The following is a 17,280-nucleotide window of genomic DNA, read 5'->3' on the forward strand; positions in this document are numbered from 1 at the left end:
CGCCGGGCGGCGCACAACACCCTCGCGATACCGCACCCCGATCTCTCGCTCGATCACCAGGAGCATCGATGACCGATCCCGACGAAACTCAGTCGCGCCGTTGGCGGCTGGTGCTCGGCACCGCCGCCGACGAGCACCTCGGCGGCCTGTCCTCCGGCGCGGATCAGGCCATGGACCAGGCCCTGAGTGCCCTCTACAACACCGGCGAGGCCGGCGGCTCGACGAAAAGGTCCGGCGGACTGGGTGGTTCGGCGCCACGGGTGGCCCGCTGGCTCGGCGACATCCGGAGCTACTTCCCCGCGACGGTGGTCGAGGTGATGCAGCGCGACGCGGTCGAGCGGCTGAACCTCACCCAGTTGCTGCTGGAGCCGGAACTGCTGGAGTCGGTCGAGCCCGATGTGCACCTGGTCGGCACGCTGCTCGGGCTCAACCGGGTGATGCCCGAAACCACCAAGGCCACCGCGCGGATGGTGGTCGAGAAGGTGGTGCGCGAGATCGAGCAGCGCATCGCCGCCAAGACCGTGGCCGCGGTGTCGGGTGCCATCAACCGTGCCGCCCGCACCCATCGCCCGAAACTGCGTGACATCGATTTCAATCGGACCATCCGCAAGAATCTCGCCAACTACCTGCCCGAACACCGCACCATCGTGCCCGAACGGCTCGTCGGCTACGGCCGCAAATCGCAGTCGATCCAGCGCGATGTGGTGCTTGCCATCGACCAATCCGGTTCGATGGCGGCCAGCGTCGTCTACGCCTCGGTCTTCGGCGCTGTTCTCGCCTCCATGCGGTCGCTGAAGACCTCGCTGGTCGTGTTCGACACCGAGATCGTCGACCTCACCGACCAGCTCAGCGACCCCGTCGACGTGTTGTTCGGCACCCAGCTCGGCGGTGGCACCGATATCAATCGCGCCATCGCCTACTCGCAAACGCTGATCACTCGTCCCACCGACAGCCTGTTCGTGCTCATCTCCGACCTCTACGAGGGTGGCGTGCGCAACGAGATGCTGCGCCGCTGCAATGCGATGAAGGAAGCGGGCGTCCAGGTGGTCGTGCTGCTCGCCCTCTCCGACGAAGGCGCACCCGCCTACGACCATGACAACGCCGCGGCACTGGCAGCGCTGGGCATTCCCGCCTTCGCCTGCACCCCCGACAAGTTCCCGGATCTGCTCGCCACCGCGCTGGACCGCGGCGACATCACGCGCTGGGCCGACACCAACGCCCCGGCGGTGTAATCCCGCCCCGGTGGCGGGACTCGGGAGCGTTCCGCGCCCGGGCCAACTAGGCTGCCAACGATCGGGTTCGGTGAACGGGGTGAGGCGATGTTGCGGCGCGGGGCGGTGTTCGCCGGTTTCGTCATCGAGCGTGAGCTGGGGCGCGGCGGGATGGGCGCGGTGTACGCGGCCAGGGACCGCAGGCTGCCACGGCTGACCGCGCTGAAGTTGATGCACCGTGACCTGTTCGCCGACTTCGAGATCCGGGCCAGGTTCGAGCGCGAAGCCGACCTCGTGGCCCAGCTCGACCACCCGAACATCATCACCGTCTACGACCGTGGCATCGACGAGGAACGACTGTGGATCGCGATGCAGTTCGTGGACGGTGTAGACGCCTCGGCGGTTCCGGTAGAGCAGCTCGGGAGCGAGCGGATCGTCCAGATCGTCACCCAGACCGCGAGCGCCCTCGACTACGCCCACCGCCAGGGCGTTCTGCACCGGGACGTGAAGCCCGCCAACATCCTGTTGTCGCGCACCGCCGGTGTCGGCGCGGGCTTCGACGAACGAGTGGTGTTGACCGACTTCGGCATCGCGAAACTCCTCGACGACACCGGCGGCCTCACCCGCACCGGCCAGTTCACCGCCACCATCGCCTACGCCTCCCCCGAACAACTCAGCAGCGCCCCCCTCGACGGCCGCGGCGACCAATACTCACTGGCCTGCACCGTATTCCGCTTACTCACCGGCACCGGCCCCTTCGACGCACCCAACCCCGCCACCGTCATGCTCGGCCACCTCAACACCCCACCCCCCGCGGCCAGCACCCGCCGCGCCACCCTCCCCACCGCGGTGGACGCGGTCCTGTCCAAGGCCATGGCCAAAGACCCCACCCACCGCTTCCCCACCTGCACCGCCTTCGCCACCGCACTCACCGACGCCCTCCGTCGCCCGACATCCGGGGCTACCTCGGCGCTGCGGCCGGGTACCGGTGCCGCGCCACACAGGTCGCCGAGTCAGCCGCATGCCGCCGGGCGCCACGACCCGACCGCTGTTCGCCACACCTCGACCGAGCCGGAAAGTCTCGTCTCCCTCAACAGTCGCGGGCTCGACCCTGCCCGGAAGGCCCATCCCGCACTGGAACCGACCGCACACGGCATGTCACGGACGCAGTCATCGAGCCCCCGGACCAGGGACGCCGTAGCGACCGCCGCCCCGCTGTGGCTGAACGCCGTGCACGGCTGCCTGCTCGGCGGCGCGATCGGCGATGCGCTCGGTGCTCCAGTGGAAACCCGCTCACTGCCGCAGATCCGGGCCGAGTACGGCCCGGCCGGCGTCACCGACATCGACCCGCTGCGCATCTCCGAAGAGACCCAGCTGACCGCGTTCACCGTGGAAGCGCTGATCCGGGGCTCGGTGCGAGCCAGGGCGAAGGGCATCGGCGGCGCGACGATGGGTCTGCTCCAGCAGGGCCTGCTCGTGTGGTTACGCGGACAGGTCGCCGAAATGCCCGACCAGCCGTTCGCGCTGTACAGCTCGCTCAGCGACTATCCCGAACTCACCGAGCAACGCGGCGTGGCCAATTCGGTCTACACCGCGTTGCGCCACGCGGCGGAAAGGCGCGCGCCGACCAACCCGCTCGGCACCCGCGCCCAGCCGATCAACCGCTCCAAGGGCAGCGGCGCCGTGATGCGCGCCGCCCCGTGCGGATTCGGCTATGCCGCAGACCGTTCCGGTGCGGCTACCGACGCCATCTTCGAATTGGGTTGTGACGCCGCCGCGCTCACCCACGGCCACCCCAGCGGCTGGCTCCCCGCGGGCACCCTGTCCGCGCTGATCTATCAGCTCGCGCGCGGCGCCGACCTCGCCACCGCGCTCTCCCGCGCACGCGTGGAGCTCGCGAATTACCCCGAGCACGAGGAAACCTCGGCCGCCCTCAATGCCGCACACCGGCTGGCCGCCCGGATCGAACGCGAACGGCGTTATCCCACACCGGAGGACGTGGAGACCCTCGGCCAGGGCTGGATCGGGCCCGAAGCCCTCTCGATCGCCGTCTTCGCCACCCTCGCCGCCGAGGGTCTCGGCGGCGCGCCCCACGACATCGTCCGCACCGGACTCCTGCTGTCGGTCAACCACTCCGGCGACAGCGATGCCACCGGCTCGATCGCGGGCAGCCTCCTCGGCGCCCGCTACGGCCGCAACGCCCTACCCCGCCGCTGGTTCGACACCGTCGACGCCCGTCGCGTCCTCGAGCGCCTTGCCGCCGACTACTGCACCGAATTCGGCCTCACCCCACCGGCCGACAACTACGGCCAGCCGACCGACGACTGGTACAACCGCTACCCGGCGTAATCGCCGACCATCCGACACAGTTCGGCCCCCGGCGGAGAATTCCACCGGGGGCCGAAGTGCTTGTAGCGCCTAGAGATCCGCGATAGCCGCCAACGGGGGCGTCCGTGCGGCCCGCACACCCGGCCACACCGCGGCCAGCACACCGACCACGCCGGACGCGACCAGCACGATCACCAGCTGCGACCAGGGAATGGTGATCTGGTCGATGCCCATATCGCGCAGGGTGCGCAGGAATCCGACGCCGAGCGCGATGCCGAGCACCAGCCCCACGATGGCGCCGAAGATGGCGATCAGCATGGATTCCAGGTAGATCGTGCGCCGCACCTGCGCACGCTGGGTGCCGACGGCGCGCAGCATGCCGATCTCGCGCCGGCGCTCCACCACCGACAGCGCCAGGGTGTTGATGATGCCGAGCACCGCGATCACCACGGCCAAGGCGAGCAGCCCGTAGAGGATGGCGAGCAGGGTGTTGATCTGCTTGCCCTGCGCGCCCTTGAACTCCTCGTGGTCCTGGACCTGCACCACCACGAACGGTTCGGTGGCCTTCTCCAGGTTCGCCCGCATCGCGGTGAGATCCGTTCCCGGCACGGCCTTGACCAGCACGAAGATATTGGTGCGCAGGCTCTGCGGCATCAGCTGCTCGTAGACGCCGGGATCGACGACCATGGGTCCGAGCAGCGGTGTGTTGGCGTAGATGCCGGCGACGGTGAGCTCGAGCTGCTTCTTGTCGAGGCTGGTGATGGCGATCTTGTCGCCGGGCTTCCACCCGCGAGCGGTCGCCTCGGTCTCGTCGACGAGCGCGCCACCGGCGGGGATCGTGCTCGTGCCGCTGATCATGTCGATGTCCATCACCGGATCGATCGGACCGTCCGGTGAGGTGGCGCCGATCTGGTCGTCGCCGACCTTGAACGCGACGATCCGGATCCCGGTGACATCGCTGACCCCGGGCACTTCGGTGCGCACGGCGTCGACCGCGCCGATCGGCGCGCCGATCATCTGCGGACCGGCGAGCACGTATTCGGCCTTCACACCCTTGTCGATGAGCACACCGACACTGGTTTTCGCCGAAGCGCCGAGAATGCCGATCGCCGAGACCAGCATCAGGCCCAACGTGAGCGCGAACGCGGTGGCCGCGGTGCGACGCGGGTTGCGCGTGGCGTTGTTGCGCGCCATCTGCCCGATCGGGCCGAACGGCCTGGTGAGCACCCCGAGCACGAGCACCATCGGGCGCGACAGTGCGGGCGACGCCAGCAGCACCGCCAGAATCAACCCGAGCGCACCGACACCGACGGTCACCGCCGAGCCCTTGCCGGTGCCCTGCGCACCGACGTAGACGAGCACACCACCGGCAACGGCCATGACCGCGCCGATCACCGTGCGCACGTGCAAAGAGTCACCGGCACTGGCGAATTCGGAACGCATCGCCTCCACGGGCGGCACCTTCGCGGCCCGTCGAGCGGGGGCGTAGGCACTGGCCACGGTGACGATCAGGCCGACGAGCAGCGCCACGATCGCGGTCCGCGGCAACACCGTCAGCGAACCGGTCGGAAGTCCGATATCGAAAGCGTTGAGCAGCACCGACAACCCGTAGGCCAAGCCGATACCGGCGGCCAACCCGAGCGCGCTACCGATCAACCCGATCACGAGGGCCTCGCCGACCACCGACCGGCCGACCTGCTGACGGCTCGCCCCGATCGCGCGCAGCAACGCGAGTTCGCGCAGCCGCTGGGCCACGATCATCGAGAAGGTGTTGTAGATGATGAACGTGCCGACGATCAGCGCGATCGCGCCGAACGCGAGCAGGAAGTAGTTGATGAAGGTGAGGGCCTCGGAGACCTCCTTCTTCATGTCCTCGCGGACCTGGTCGGAGTTCTGCACCTTGTAGTTGGGCAGCCCGGCGGCGAGCTGGTCGCGCAGGTCATCGGCCGAAACTCCCGGCGCCGCGGCGATATCGGCATAGGCGACGTGTGAGCCGTCGGTGAACAGCTTGCGGCCCTGCGGCTCGGTGAACATCACCGCGACCACACCGCCGCCCTCGGCGCCGGGCATCTCGTAGATGCCAGACAAGGTCACCTCGAAGGGATCGCCCTTGGAGGGAATCAGCACCTTCGTCTTGTCGCCGACCTTCAGCCCGGCCTTCTCGGCGCCCCCGGTATTGAGGGCGATCTCGTTCGGCTGGGTGGGCGCGGCACCGGCCACGAACTTGTTCGGCTCCTCGACGGACTTGTCCGGCGGCAGGTAGGACAGCCCGAAACTCGGTGCGCCACCGGTCTGGACGGCCTTCTTTCCGTCGGGCTCGAGCAGCACGACCGGGCCGTTCACGGCGGGAGCGACCCGCGCGACACCCTCGTGCTTGGCCAGGGCGTCGACGATATTCGTCGGCAGCCCCAGCGATTGGCGATCCGCGGGGCCGACGCGCACATCCACACCCTGGGCCTGGCCTTCGAAGATGCCGTCGAAGGTGCGCTGCAACGTATCGGTGAAAACGAAAGATCCGGAGATGAAGGCGGTACCGAGGACCACCGACAGCAGGGTCAATGCCAACCGCACCTTGTGCGCGGCGAGGTTACGCAAGGCGACCTTGCGCATAGGTGAGCTCATCGGGTTTCCAGCGCCTTCATCCGGTCGAGGATCGAATCCTGAGTCGGGTCACGCAGCTCGTCGACGATGCGGCCGTCGGCGAGGAACACGACGCGGTCGGCGTACGCGGCCGCACGCGGGTCATGGGTGACGATCACGACGGTCTGGTTGAACTCGTCGACCGAGGCGCGCAGGATCGAGAGCACCTCACCCGAGGAATGCGAGTCCAGGTTGCCGGTCGGTTCGTCACCGAAGATGATCTCCGGCTTGCCCACCAGCGCACGCGCACACGCCACGCGCTGCTGCTGGCCACCGGACAGCTCGGACGGCCGGTGCTCGAGGCGGTCGCCGATGCCGAGGCGCTTGACCACGGTGTCGAGCCATTCCTGGTCGGGCTTGCGACCAGCGATATCGAGCGGGAGGGTGATGTTCTCCAGCGCGGTGAGCGTCGGGACCAGGTTGAACGCCTGGAAGACGAACCCGATCCGGTCACGCCGCAGCGCCGTCATCTGCTTGTCGGACAGGCCGGTGAGCGGGGTGTCACCGATGCGCACCTCGCCCGCGCTGGCGCTGTCGAGCCCGGCCAGGCAGTGCATCAGCGTCGACTTGCCCGAGCCGGATGGACCCATGATCGCGGTGAACTCACCCTTGGCGAAGTCAGCCGACACTCCGTCCAGGGCCTTGACCTGTGTATCTCCCGATCCGTACAGCTTGACCAGATCGAGCGCGGCGGCCGCGATATCGGTGGCGGCCGCCGCGTCGACGGCCTCGGTCCCCATGGCGTGCGAAGTCATGCTGTCCAGTCTGGCTGGCAGGAGTGAACCGCGCCATCCGGGATCCCCCCGATACCGCAGGTCTTACTGACCTCTCAGTGAACCCGGCAAACCTAGTGGACGACCCACTCGAACGCCTCGGCCTCCGAGCGCGCGCCTTCCAGCGCGCGGGAGCGGTTGGGTTCGCCCAGCTCGGCGAGGAGCCCTTCGGTGAGGCCGACCAGATCGGCCAGCGCGGCCGGGGTGAACCAGTCGGGTCGGGTGGCGAAGAGGATGTCCTCGGAGGCGGTGTTTCCGCTGGCACCGGGGGCGAAAGGACAGCCGCCGAGGCCGCCCAGCGCGCCGTCGACCATGGTGGCGCCCGCGGCGACGGCGGCGAGGGTGTTGGCCACACCCATGCCCCAGGTGTCGTGACCGTGGAAGACGATGCGGCGCGGCGGGGTGGTGTCGCGGACGGCGGCGACCAACGCGCTCACCTGACCGGGGTGGGCCTGGCCGAGAGTGTCGGCCAGGACGATGTCGGCGGCGCCGTCGGTGCGCGGGTCGTTCGCGATGGCGAGGACGCGCTCCGGATCGACGGGACCGTCGAACGGACAGGTGAAGGTGGTGGCCAGGCACAGCTGGATCTCGCCACCTGCCTCGTGGGCCAGGCGGATCGCGTCGGGCATCGCGGCCACCGAGGTCTCGGTATCGCGGCCGATATTGGCCTTGTTGTGCGCGTCGGACACCGAGAAGCAGTACTGGAAATTGCGCGCACCGGCCGCGGCGGCCTTCTCGACGTGGCGCGGCGTAGCCACCCATACCCAGCATTTCGCCAGCTCATCGGGGGTGAGGGCCGCGATCAACTCGAGCGAATTGGCCATCGGCGCAACGAGATCGGGCCGCGCCATCGAACCGATCTCGAGCGCGGGCACACCGGCGGCCAACAGCCTGCGCACCACGTCGACCTTCCGCTCGACGGGCAGTACCTTGCCGGTGAGCTGCAGGCCGTCGCGCAGCGTCACGTCCCGCAACAGCGGTGCGGTCATCGCCGCTGCTCGGGTTCTTGCGTGGGCACGCACATCACGCCGCCGCACGGTTTGTCGCCCACGCTGGCCGGGGTGGGGTGGACCGTCGGACGCACATGACCCGGACCGCGCGGCTCCCACTTGTTGCGCACCGGCGGGCGGCGCCTGCCGTGTACTCGCCTCGTCACAGTGCCTCCAGCGCGTCGATCTGATCTTCACTCATCCCGAGCAGCCCGCCGAGCACTTCCCTGGTGTGCTCGCCGAGGTCGGGGCCGACATTGCGGATCGGCAGCGATGCGCCCCCGATCACCGGGACGATGCCACCGAAACCCACCTGTTTGGGTTCGGCCTCGCCCACGTCGACGGGGAACGTCTGGATCATATTGCGTGCGCGGTACTGCTCGTCGGCCACGATGTCGGCGGCGGTGTAGATCGGGCCGCACGGGATGGCGGCGTCGTCGAGCACCTTCAGCGCTTCCGCGCGGGTGCGCCCGATCGTCCATTCCGCGATCGAGGCGTCGAGGCGTTCGCGGTTGCGCCAGCGGCCGTTGTTGTCGGCGAGTTCGGGGTCGACGGCCAGGTCGGGGCGGCCGATGACCTGCATGTACCGCTGGAAGATGGCGTCGCCGTTGCCACCGATGATGATGGAGAAACCGTCGCTGGTCGGGTAGGCGTTCGACGGTGCGATGCCCTCCATCCGGCCGCCGACGCGCTCGCGGTTGATGCCGTAGGCGAGGTGGTCGGGGATCAGCGATTCCATCACCGACAGGATCGACTCGTTGAGCGCGACGTCGATGATCCGCTCCACCTGCGGCACCGGACCCGCCACCCGTTCGCGCTGGAACAGCGCCATCACGGTCCCGAAGGCCGCGTAGATGCCCGCGATCGAATCACCGATCGATACCCCGGTACGCACCGGCGGCCGATCGGGATCGCCCACCAGCTCACGCAGGCCACCGACCGCCTCCGCCACCGCGGCGAATCCGGGCCGAGCGGCCATCGGCCCCGTCTGCCCGTATGCCGAGATACGCGTGATCACCAGCTTCGGGTTCGCTGCTTCGAGCGCCTCCGGCCCGAGCCCCCACTTCTCGAGCATCCCCGGCCGGAAGTTCTCGAGGAGCACATCGCACTGCTTCACCAGATCGAGCACGATCGCGCGCCCCGCCTCGGTGCGCAGATCCAGCACGATCGACTTCTTGTTGCGATTGACGGTGCGATACAGCATCGAGGTATCGCCACCGTACAACCGCCAGTTGCGCAATTCGTCGCCCGTTCCCGGGCGCTCCACCTTGATCACCTCGGCGCCGAAATCGCCCAGAATACGTCCGGCAGTAGGAGCGGCAACATAGTTACCGAGTTCCAGGACGCGAACACCGTCCAACGGCCGAATACTCATGGCTGCAGTATCGCAGTGCGACCCCCGGTGACGCCGGGCACATGCGGGCCCGGCGGCGAACCGATAGTTCAGCTGGCGAGGAGTTCCACTTCCTCGATGATCGAATAGTCCTCGGCGTTGCCCTTCAGGACGGTGCTGGTCTGCCCGTCGACACCTACCGGGATGTCACCGGCGAGGGTGATCCGGGTGAGGCGACGCGGCTGGTCGTTGTAGTCGTCGATCGCGTAATGCTGAGTGGCACGGTTGTCCCAGATCGCGACGTCGCCGTCGAGCCAGTTCCAGCGCGTGGTGTTCTCCAGCTTGGTGACCCGATCCTGCAGCAACCGGAACAGCTGGTCCGACTCCCGGGCCGGGATCCCGACGAACTGCTTCACGAAGTGGCCGAGCAGCAGCGAACGCTCGCCGGTTTCGGGGTGCACCCGCACGACGGGGTGTTCGGTCTCGTACACATCGGACTGGAATTCCGTCGAGTACTCGACCTGGCTCGGACGGACCTTGTCCACGCCTGCCGCGTAGTCGTAGAGGTTGGTGTGCACCGCGCGCAGGTTCTCGGCCAGCACCTTGAGCGGCGCGGGCAGCGAGTTGTAGGCCGCGACCGTGGACGCCCAGGTGGTCGAGCCGCCATAGGTGGGCAGGTGCTCGGCCCGCAGGATCGATGCCTTCGGCACCCGGTCGACGAACGTCACATCGGTGTGCCAGGAGTTGGCGCGGCTGCGCTCGGAATCGATGGCCAGGCTCTTCACACCGGCCGACTTCACCGTCGGATGCGGGGTGGTCGGTGTGCCGAGCAGCTCCGCGAACTCGTACTGGCCGTCCTCGGTGAGGTGGTTCTGGCCGCGGAAGAAGATCACCTTGTGCTCGTTGAGCGCACGACGGATCCTCGCTACGGTCGCCGCGTCCAGGTCACCACCGAGACGGACACCATCGATCTGCGCGCCGATGTGGGCGCCGAGCTTGGTCACCGTCAAGGTGGTGTCGGTAGCAGTGTCGACCGTCATGGGGATCACCTTCAATTCGTTCTCGATCGGTTTGCTGTGTAGCAAGCACACCGCGAAAACGCCCCCGCAGACAGGTTTTATCTCGGGATGATCGGAAGGCGCTCAGCCAAGACTCTCCCGCAGGTAGGCCAGGTCGTCGGCCACACCGTCGACCGGGGTTTCCAGGATCACCGGGGCGCCCGCGGTGCGGCAGACCTCGGCGAGCAATTGCGGATCGATGGTGCCGTCGGCGAAATTGGCGTGCCGGTCGGCGCCGGAGTCGAATTCGTCGCGCGAGGAGTTCAGATGCACCAGGTCGATGCGACCGGTGATGGCCTTGATCCGCTCGACCACCCCGACCAGTTCCTCACCGCCCGCCCACGCGTGACAGGTGTCGAGGCAGAAACCGGCACCGTAGTCCCCGACCGCGTCCCACAGTCGCGCGATCGAATCGAAGTGCCGTGCCATCGCGTGATTGCCGCCCGCGGTGTTCTCGATCAGGATCGGCACCGCGAACCCGCCCTTGTCCTGCTGACGTTCGAACAGCTTGCGCCAGTTGTCGATTCCGGTGTCGAGCTCGGCATCGGAGCGCACATGCCCCCCGTGCACGACCAGCCCGAACGCACCGAGATCGGCCGCCGCCTTCGCCTGCTGTGCCACCGCGTTGCGCGAGGGCATCCGCAACCGGTTGTTCAGGCTCGCCACATTGATCTGATAGGACGAGTGCACGACAACATCGATCGGACTGGCCAGAATCTCGGCGGCCTTGGGATGCGGCTGGGGTTTGTCCCAGCTCTGCGGATCGACCACGAACATCTGGACGACCTCGGCACCGAGCTTCTCCCCGAAGCCGATCGGATCGCTCTCGTCGCGAACGTGTGCTCCAATGCGCATAGATCCCACCCTAATATCAGGCACCGACAACTTCGGCCGATGTTGCACCGCGGTGGCTTCGGGAGATACATCGGTAGAATTTCGGGCGGGTGCTCTGCCCTGGAGGGGGTGACTTCGCGTGTTGCGCAAAGGCGACGTGTTCGCCGGGTACACGATCCGGCGTGTGCTCGGCCAGGGTGGCATGGGCGTGGTCTACCTGGCCCGGCACCCGCGGCTGCCCCGGCTGACCGCGCTGAAACTGCTCAGCCGCGAGCTGTCGGTCGACGAGGAGATCCGCCGCCGCTTCGAACGCGAAGCCGATCTGGTCGCCCAGCTCGAGCACCCCAATATCGTCAATGTCTACGACCGTGGCACCGATGACGATCAGTTGTGGATCTCCATGCAGTTCGTGGCGGGCACCGATGTCGCGACCGCCGATGTGAACGTGCTGACGCCGGGCCGGGCGGTGCAGATCGTCGCCGAGACCGCCACCGCACTGGACTTCGCGCACGCGAGCGGCGTTCTGCACCGCGACGTGAAACCCGCGAACATCCTGCTCGCCAAGCCACCGATCGGGCGCCCGGAACGCGTGGTGCTCACCGACTTCGGCATCGCGGCGGTGCGCGACAGCGAGACCACGCTGGCCTCGGCGGGCACGATCACCGCCACCCTTGCCTATGCCGCGCCCGAGCACCTGGCAGGCGCTCCACTGGATCATCGCGCCGATCAGTATTCGCTGGCCTGCACGCTGTTCTGGATGCTCACGGGCTCGGTGCCATTCCCCGGACCGAGTCCGGGCGCGGTGATCCAGGCGCACCTGAGCAAGCCCATTCCCCCGCTGCGCAGTCTGCGCCCCGATCTGCCTGCGACTCTCGACGCGGTGCTGGCCAGGGCCACTGCCAAGCGAGTCGAGTCGCGTTTCGCCAGCTGTGCCGAGTTCGCCCAGGCGGCCAAGGCCGCGCTGTTCGCGGTGCCGGGGCCGTGGCATCACCAGCAGCAGTACACCGCGGCGGGCGTGGTTCTGCGCGCCCGCGACCCGTACCCGCAGGCACCGGGATATCCCCGGCCGCAAACCCCGGCACAGCCCTACCGCAACGCGCCACCGCCGACCACCCCGGCGCAGCCATACCCACACGCGCACACCCCGCCGACCACTCCCGCGCAGCCGCACCCGCATGCGCCGCGGCCGTCCACGGGTAGCCCGGTGCCACCGCGGCGCGGAACCGCTCGCCCCGGCACCATCGATTTGCCTGGTGGCCGTAATCATCCCGGCTATATCGTGCCGCCCCAGCAGCGGCGTCCGCCGTGATCGTGACCGCCTTCGGCGTCGTCGCCGACTGATAAGGTTTCGTTGATTTTCCCGTGGCGGGCAACCTCGGCCGCGGCTTTTATGCTGTACGCGCGTGCGCTGGTGGGTCCCGGCGCGCCGCGGGAAGTGGAGCAGACATGCTGGCCAACGGAGATGTCTTCGCCGGCTACGTCATCGAACGGCAACTCGGTCGTGGTGGCATGGGTTCGGTCTATCTAGCCAAGCATCCTCGCCTGCCGCGGATGACGGCGCTGAAGTTGCTCAATCGCGAGATGTTCTTCGACGCCGAGGTGCGCGCGCGCTTCGAGCGGGAGGCCGATCTCGTTTCGCGCCTTGATCATCCGAACATCGTCACCGTCTACGACCGCGGACACGACGACGAACAGCTGTGGATCTCCATGCAGTTCATCGACGGCGTCGACGCGGCATCGGTGGATCCGCAGACGCTGCCGCCCGCCCGCGCGCTGCAGATCGTGAAGGAGACCGCCGACGCGCTGGACTACGCGCACGGCATGGGCGTGCTGCACCGCGACGTGAAACCGGCCAATATCCTGCTCGCCCGATCGGGCGCGGGCCGTGGCGAACGGGTCTACCTCACCGACTTCGGCATCGCCCGATTGCGCGACGACACCGGCCATCTCACCCAGACCGGCACCTTCACCGCGACGCTCGCCTACGCCTCACCCGAACAGCTCACCGGCGCCGCGCTTGACCACCGTTCGGACCAGTATTCCCTTGCCTGCGCGCTGTTCTGGCTGTTCACCGGCTCGGGCCCGTTCGCGGCGACCAACCCGGCCGCGGTCATCCAGGGCCATCTCCAGCAACCGCCGCCGTCGTTGAGCAGTGTGCGGCCCGGACTCTCCTACGCGCTGGACGGCGTGCTCGCCAAGGCGATGGCCAAGCGGCCCGATGACCGGTTCGATTCCTGTTCGGAGTTCGCCGAGGCCGCGATCGAGGCGCTGAACAGTCCGAGCGCGCCCGCGCTGCCGATTGTCGGTTCGCGACCTGGCACCGGTGGGTCGCTGCCGATCGCCGGGCGACCCACGACGGGCGGCGCGATTCCGCAGACCGGTCTGCCGTATCCCGTTGCCACGCAGGGTCCGATGACCGGTGGCCAGATGGGCACCGCGCACGGCCCGATGACCGGCGGCCAGATGGGCACCGCCCAGGGCCCCATGACCGGTGGCCAGATGGGCACCCACGGGCCGACGACCGGCGGCCAGATGGGCACCGCGCAGGGGCCGATGACCGGTGGTCCGATGGGTACCCAGCGGCCGATGAACCAGTCGCCGACCGGCGCTTCGCAGAATCCCTACACTCCCCAGTCACGCCCGCAGTACCAGTCCGCGCCGCGGCCACAGGCCAGTGGTTTCAACCGGTATCCGCAGGGACAGCGACCGCCGTCGAAGTCCGGGCTGATCATCGGCATCGTCATCGCGGTGATCCTGGTGATCGTGCTGCTGATCGGCATCGGCATCGCGGCCAGCGGCGATGACGCGGGCGGCGGCGACCGCACGACGACAACGACAGCGGCCAAGCACATCACCCCGAACGCCGAGGCCATCAGCGCCGAATTCGGCCGGATCGTGCCCGCCACCGTCGACGATTCCACCGGGTACAACGGCGCCACCTGCTGGGAGACCGACAACAGCGATCCGCCATCGCCCGCGGAAGGCGAACCCGATTTCGGCGCCTGGGTCCATCTGTGGAGTTGCTTCGGCGGCGGCGACAGTGACGACCCGTTCTACCGGATCTACGCCTTCGACTCCGCCGCCGACGCCAAGTCGGTGCTCGACGGCCTGCCGACCAACACCAAGTCCACCGACAGCAACGGCGGCAAGCAGTACACCAACTACAAATACACCGACAACGGGAACAAGATCATCACGCAGTTCACCGGCGACCCCGACCGCGCCCAGTTCCTGATGTACACCGACGGCTACGGCACGGCCGACGAGGTGCTGCGCTGGTGGCGCTCGGCACCGCTGAACTGATGTCGATGCAGGACGAGGGCGGCGTCTTCGCCGGATATACGATCGAACGACTGCTGGGCCGCGGCGGCATGGGCTCGGTGTACCTGGCGCGCCATCCGCGGCTGCCACGCCGCACCGCGATGAAGCTGCTCAACCGGGAGTTGTTCTTCGACAACGAGATCAGGGCCAGGTTCGAACGCGAGGCCGATCTCGTGGCGCAGCTGGAGCACCCGAATATCGTCACCGTGTACGACCGGGGTGTCGAGAACGATCAGCTGTGGATCTCGATGCGCTACATCGACGGTGCCGACGCGTCGTCGCTACCATCGCCGGTCGACCCGGCCCGCGCGGTCCGCATCGTCGCCGAAACCGCGGCGGCACTGGACTTCGCGCACAGCCGAGGTGTGCTGCATCGCGACGTGAAACCCGCCAACATCCTGATCGAACCGGTCGACGGCACCGAACGCGTCTACCTCACCGATTTCGGCATCGCCCGTCTGCACGACGACAACGCCGCCAAGCTCACCCAAACCGGCACCTTCACGGCCACACTGGCTTTCGCCTCCCCCGAACAGCTCTCCGGCATCACCCTCGACGGCCGTGCCGACCAGTACTCCCTGGCCTGCACGCTTTTCCGGCTCCTCACCGGAACCACCCCCTTCGATGCCACCAACCCCGTCGCGGTGATCCAAGGCCACCTCCAGCAACCCCCGCCCCGAGCGAGCACCCTCCGATCGGGCATCACCCCCGCACTGGACGCGGTCATCGCCCGAGGCATGGCCAAGCGCCCCGAAGAACGCTTCGCCACCTGCGCCGAATTCGCCGCCGCAGCCTTGCGGGCATTAACCGGTCACCCTGTCCCGCAGCAGATTCACAGCTCGGCGCCGACCAGAACCTACCCGCCGAACTCGCCCTTCACCCCGGGCGCCGGTTACCCGGTTGCCGGACACACCGACCCGAATACACCGGGCGGACAGACGCCGTGGCCGGGCACAACCGGTCCCGATCAGCCGTGGGCGGCAGGCGGCCAATCCGGGTACGGCCCGCAGTGGGGAGCGAACGGCGCGCCGAGCCCCGGTCAGCAGTGGCCTGCCGGAGTGGGCGGTCGATCCTGGCCCGCACAGTCGAGTCCTTCGTGGCCGAGTGGGTCGTCTCCGCACCATGCGAGCGCGCCGAATGCCCTCGCGCAGCGTCCCCGCGACGCCGGGCGTTCCAGGGAGACGGGCGGGCGCTCGTCGGTCGCCGAGGAGTATCTCGGCAAGAAGCGGAACTCACGCTGGGAGGGGTCGCCGATCGGCTGGCTGGTGATCATCGCCGCCGTGGTGTTCCTCGGCTGGATTCTCGTGAAGACGTTCGGCGACGACGGCGACGCAGGCGCCTCGGGGCAGCCGGGTGTCGAAACCTCCGAGGTCGCACCGTCGTCCGCGGACGCGACGACCTCCGCACCCCAGCGCCTGACCTCGACGACGCGTCCGACCACCGACCGGCAGATCGTCGGCGCCAACGCGGCACAACTCAGCGACGAGTTCCCCCGCATGCTGCCGCACACCTCGGCGAGCAACCTCGTCCATGCCGGTTCAGGACTGGGCAACGCGGGCTGCTTCGCCTACGACCGCGCGACCGCCAGCCGCGATTCCGACGATGCCGATATGGGTGACTGGTCGGTCATGTGGCATTGCTTCGGCGGCGGCAACAAGGCCACCTACGAATTCTTCCTCTACCCCTCCGCGGGCCTGGCCGCGCAAGCGATCTCGGGCTTGCCCGCCAATGACGTGCGCCCCACGACGCACACCGACCGCACCTACACGAACTTCGTCCTGCACGACAGCCAGCCGCGATCACCGCGCATGGTCACCCGCTTCGACGGCGACCCCGGCCGCGACAGCATGCTCATGTACAGCCGCGGCTTCATCGCCGACGAGGCGCAGATGCTGGATTGGTGGCACACCGCCCCGCTGGTCTAAGCAGTCAGTGCGTAGTGCACGAAGTCGCGCACCGGCTCGAAGCCGATGCGTTGGTAGATCTTGTTCGAGGTCGGATTGGCCAGGTCGGTGAACAGGCAGGCATCGGCGCCCTCCGCGCGAATCCGGCCCGCGACCGTGGCGGTCAGCGCGCTCGCGAACCCGTTGCCCCGGAACGGCGGTGGGGTGTAGACCGGCCCGATCCTGGCCCAGCCGAGGACCGCCGCGTGCCGGGCGACCAGCGTGACGGGCTTGCCGTCGTGCTCCCACAACCACGAGGTTCCGGCCTCGATGCGCTTGCGCACCGCCGTCTCGTCGAGTCGATGTGGCACATCGGCTTCCACACCGAACTCCTCGGTCATCGCGATACAGACGGCCACATCGTCGACGGTGGCCTGCCGCGGTGCGCCAGGAGCATCGGGCACATCCAGGGCGCCGAGGCGGAACAGGCGGACCGAGAACTTCTCGCTGTAGGTACCGCCGTTGGTTTTCGACCAGTGCGCCGCGAAGGCAGCGGCGTCGGCTTCGACGCCCTCGACACTGCTCAGCGCGATGCCATGCGCCGGGAAGGCATCGGCGACGGTCGAAATGGCTTGTGCGGGCAGCTCACCGAGGTAGGCGGCGCCGTTCGTGCACTGCGCGAGGCCGACGACGGATCCCGCGCTGTCACGGACGCTCAGGAATTGCGTCGCCATCCCGCCGGACCTGCCGTTGATCCGGTTCACCAGGGCAGTCGCGATGACCGTGTGGCGCAGCGGATCACCGTGGAGGAACGGCTGCACGTCGTCCAGGAACCGGGCCGCGTCAGCGGTGATCTCGATGCGCACCGTATCGACGGTAAGCCTTCACACCCGGGGCCGCATTCGAATTA

The 17,280-nt window shown here is 68.2% G+C and carries 12 protein-coding genes; 5 read left to right on the forward strand and 7 right to left on the reverse strand.

Annotated elements, in window-relative coordinates:
* The first annotated feature begins 68 nt into the window (after positions 1-68).
* Positions 69-1,232, forward strand: a complete 1,164-nt coding sequence (locus tag ACFWPK_RS17605) for a VWA domain-containing protein (RefSeq protein ID WP_378916889.1) — start codon at positions 69-71, stop codon at positions 1,230-1,232.
* 87 nt (positions 1,233-1,319) lie between these two features.
* Positions 1,320-3,560: an ADP-ribosylglycohydrolase family protein gene (locus tag ACFWPK_RS17610; protein ID WP_378916892.1), complete on the forward strand. Its 2,241-nt coding sequence runs from the start codon at positions 1,320-1,322 to the stop codon at positions 3,558-3,560.
* A gap of 69 nt (positions 3,561-3,629) precedes the next feature.
* On the opposite strand, the gene ACFWPK_RS17615 is transcribed toward ACFWPK_RS17610, so the two are convergent.
* The 6 genes from ACFWPK_RS17615 to ACFWPK_RS17640 form a co-directional block, all read right to left on the reverse strand.
* On the reverse strand, positions 3,630-6,161 hold the full coding sequence (locus ACFWPK_RS17615; protein ID WP_378916895.1) for an ABC transporter permease: 2,532 nt from the start codon (positions 6,159-6,161) through the stop codon (positions 3,630-3,632).
* Entirely contained in the window at positions 6,158-6,934 is a 777-nt protein-coding gene (locus ACFWPK_RS17620; RefSeq protein ID WP_378916897.1) for an ABC transporter ATP-binding protein, read from the reverse strand. The genes ACFWPK_RS17615 and ACFWPK_RS17620 overlap by 4 nt, the downstream gene beginning before the upstream one ends.
* 92 nt (positions 6,935-7,026) lie before the next feature.
* Positions 7,027-7,941, reverse strand: coding sequence for a hydroxymethylglutaryl-CoA lyase (locus ACFWPK_RS17625; RefSeq protein WP_378916900.1), 915 nt, complete (start codon positions 7,939-7,941; stop codon positions 7,027-7,029).
* Between the two features lie 163 nt (positions 7,942-8,104).
* A complete protein-coding gene (locus tag ACFWPK_RS17630; RefSeq protein WP_378916903.1) occupies positions 8,105-9,316 on the reverse strand; it encodes a CaiB/BaiF CoA transferase family protein in 1,212 nt (403 codons plus the stop codon).
* Between the two features lie 68 nt (positions 9,317-9,384).
* A complete protein-coding gene (locus ACFWPK_RS17635; protein WP_378916906.1) occupies positions 9,385-10,314 on the reverse strand; it encodes a TauD/TfdA dioxygenase family protein in 930 nt (309 codons plus the stop codon).
* Positions 10,315-10,416: 102 nt separating this feature from the next.
* Positions 10,417-11,187, reverse strand: coding sequence for a deoxyribonuclease IV (locus ACFWPK_RS17640; RefSeq protein ID WP_378916909.1), 771 nt, complete (start codon positions 11,185-11,187; stop codon positions 10,417-10,419).
* A 118-nt stretch (positions 11,188-11,305) separates the two neighbouring features.
* Between ACFWPK_RS17640 and ACFWPK_RS17645 the strand changes: the two genes are divergently transcribed.
* From ACFWPK_RS17645 to ACFWPK_RS17655, 3 genes are all read left to right on the forward strand, one after another.
* Positions 11,306-12,475: a serine/threonine-protein kinase gene (locus ACFWPK_RS17645; protein ID WP_378916912.1), complete on the forward strand. Its 1,170-nt coding sequence runs from the start codon at positions 11,306-11,308 to the stop codon at positions 12,473-12,475.
* Positions 12,476-12,612: 137 nt separating this feature from the next.
* A complete protein-coding gene (locus ACFWPK_RS17650; protein ID WP_378916915.1) occupies positions 12,613-14,469 on the forward strand; it encodes a protein kinase in 1,857 nt (618 codons plus the stop codon).
* Positions 14,445-16,412 (forward strand): protein kinase, encoded by a 1,968-nt coding sequence (locus ACFWPK_RS17655; protein ID WP_378916918.1) that lies wholly within the window; start codon positions 14,445-14,447, stop codon positions 16,410-16,412. Before ACFWPK_RS17650 ends, ACFWPK_RS17655 begins: the two co-directional genes overlap by 25 nt.
* On the opposite strand, the gene ACFWPK_RS17660 is transcribed toward ACFWPK_RS17655, so the two are convergent.
* Positions 16,409-17,236, reverse strand: a complete 828-nt coding sequence (locus ACFWPK_RS17660) for a GNAT family N-acetyltransferase (RefSeq protein WP_378916921.1) — start codon at positions 17,234-17,236, stop codon at positions 16,409-16,411. The two genes, ACFWPK_RS17655 and ACFWPK_RS17660, sit on opposite strands and share 4 nt — an antisense overlap.
* Positions 17,237-17,280: the final 44 nt, after the last annotated feature.

The organism is Nocardia sp. NPDC058519 (assembly GCF_042719755.1).
GTDB lineage: Bacteria > Actinomycetota > Actinomycetes > Mycobacteriales > Mycobacteriaceae > Nocardia.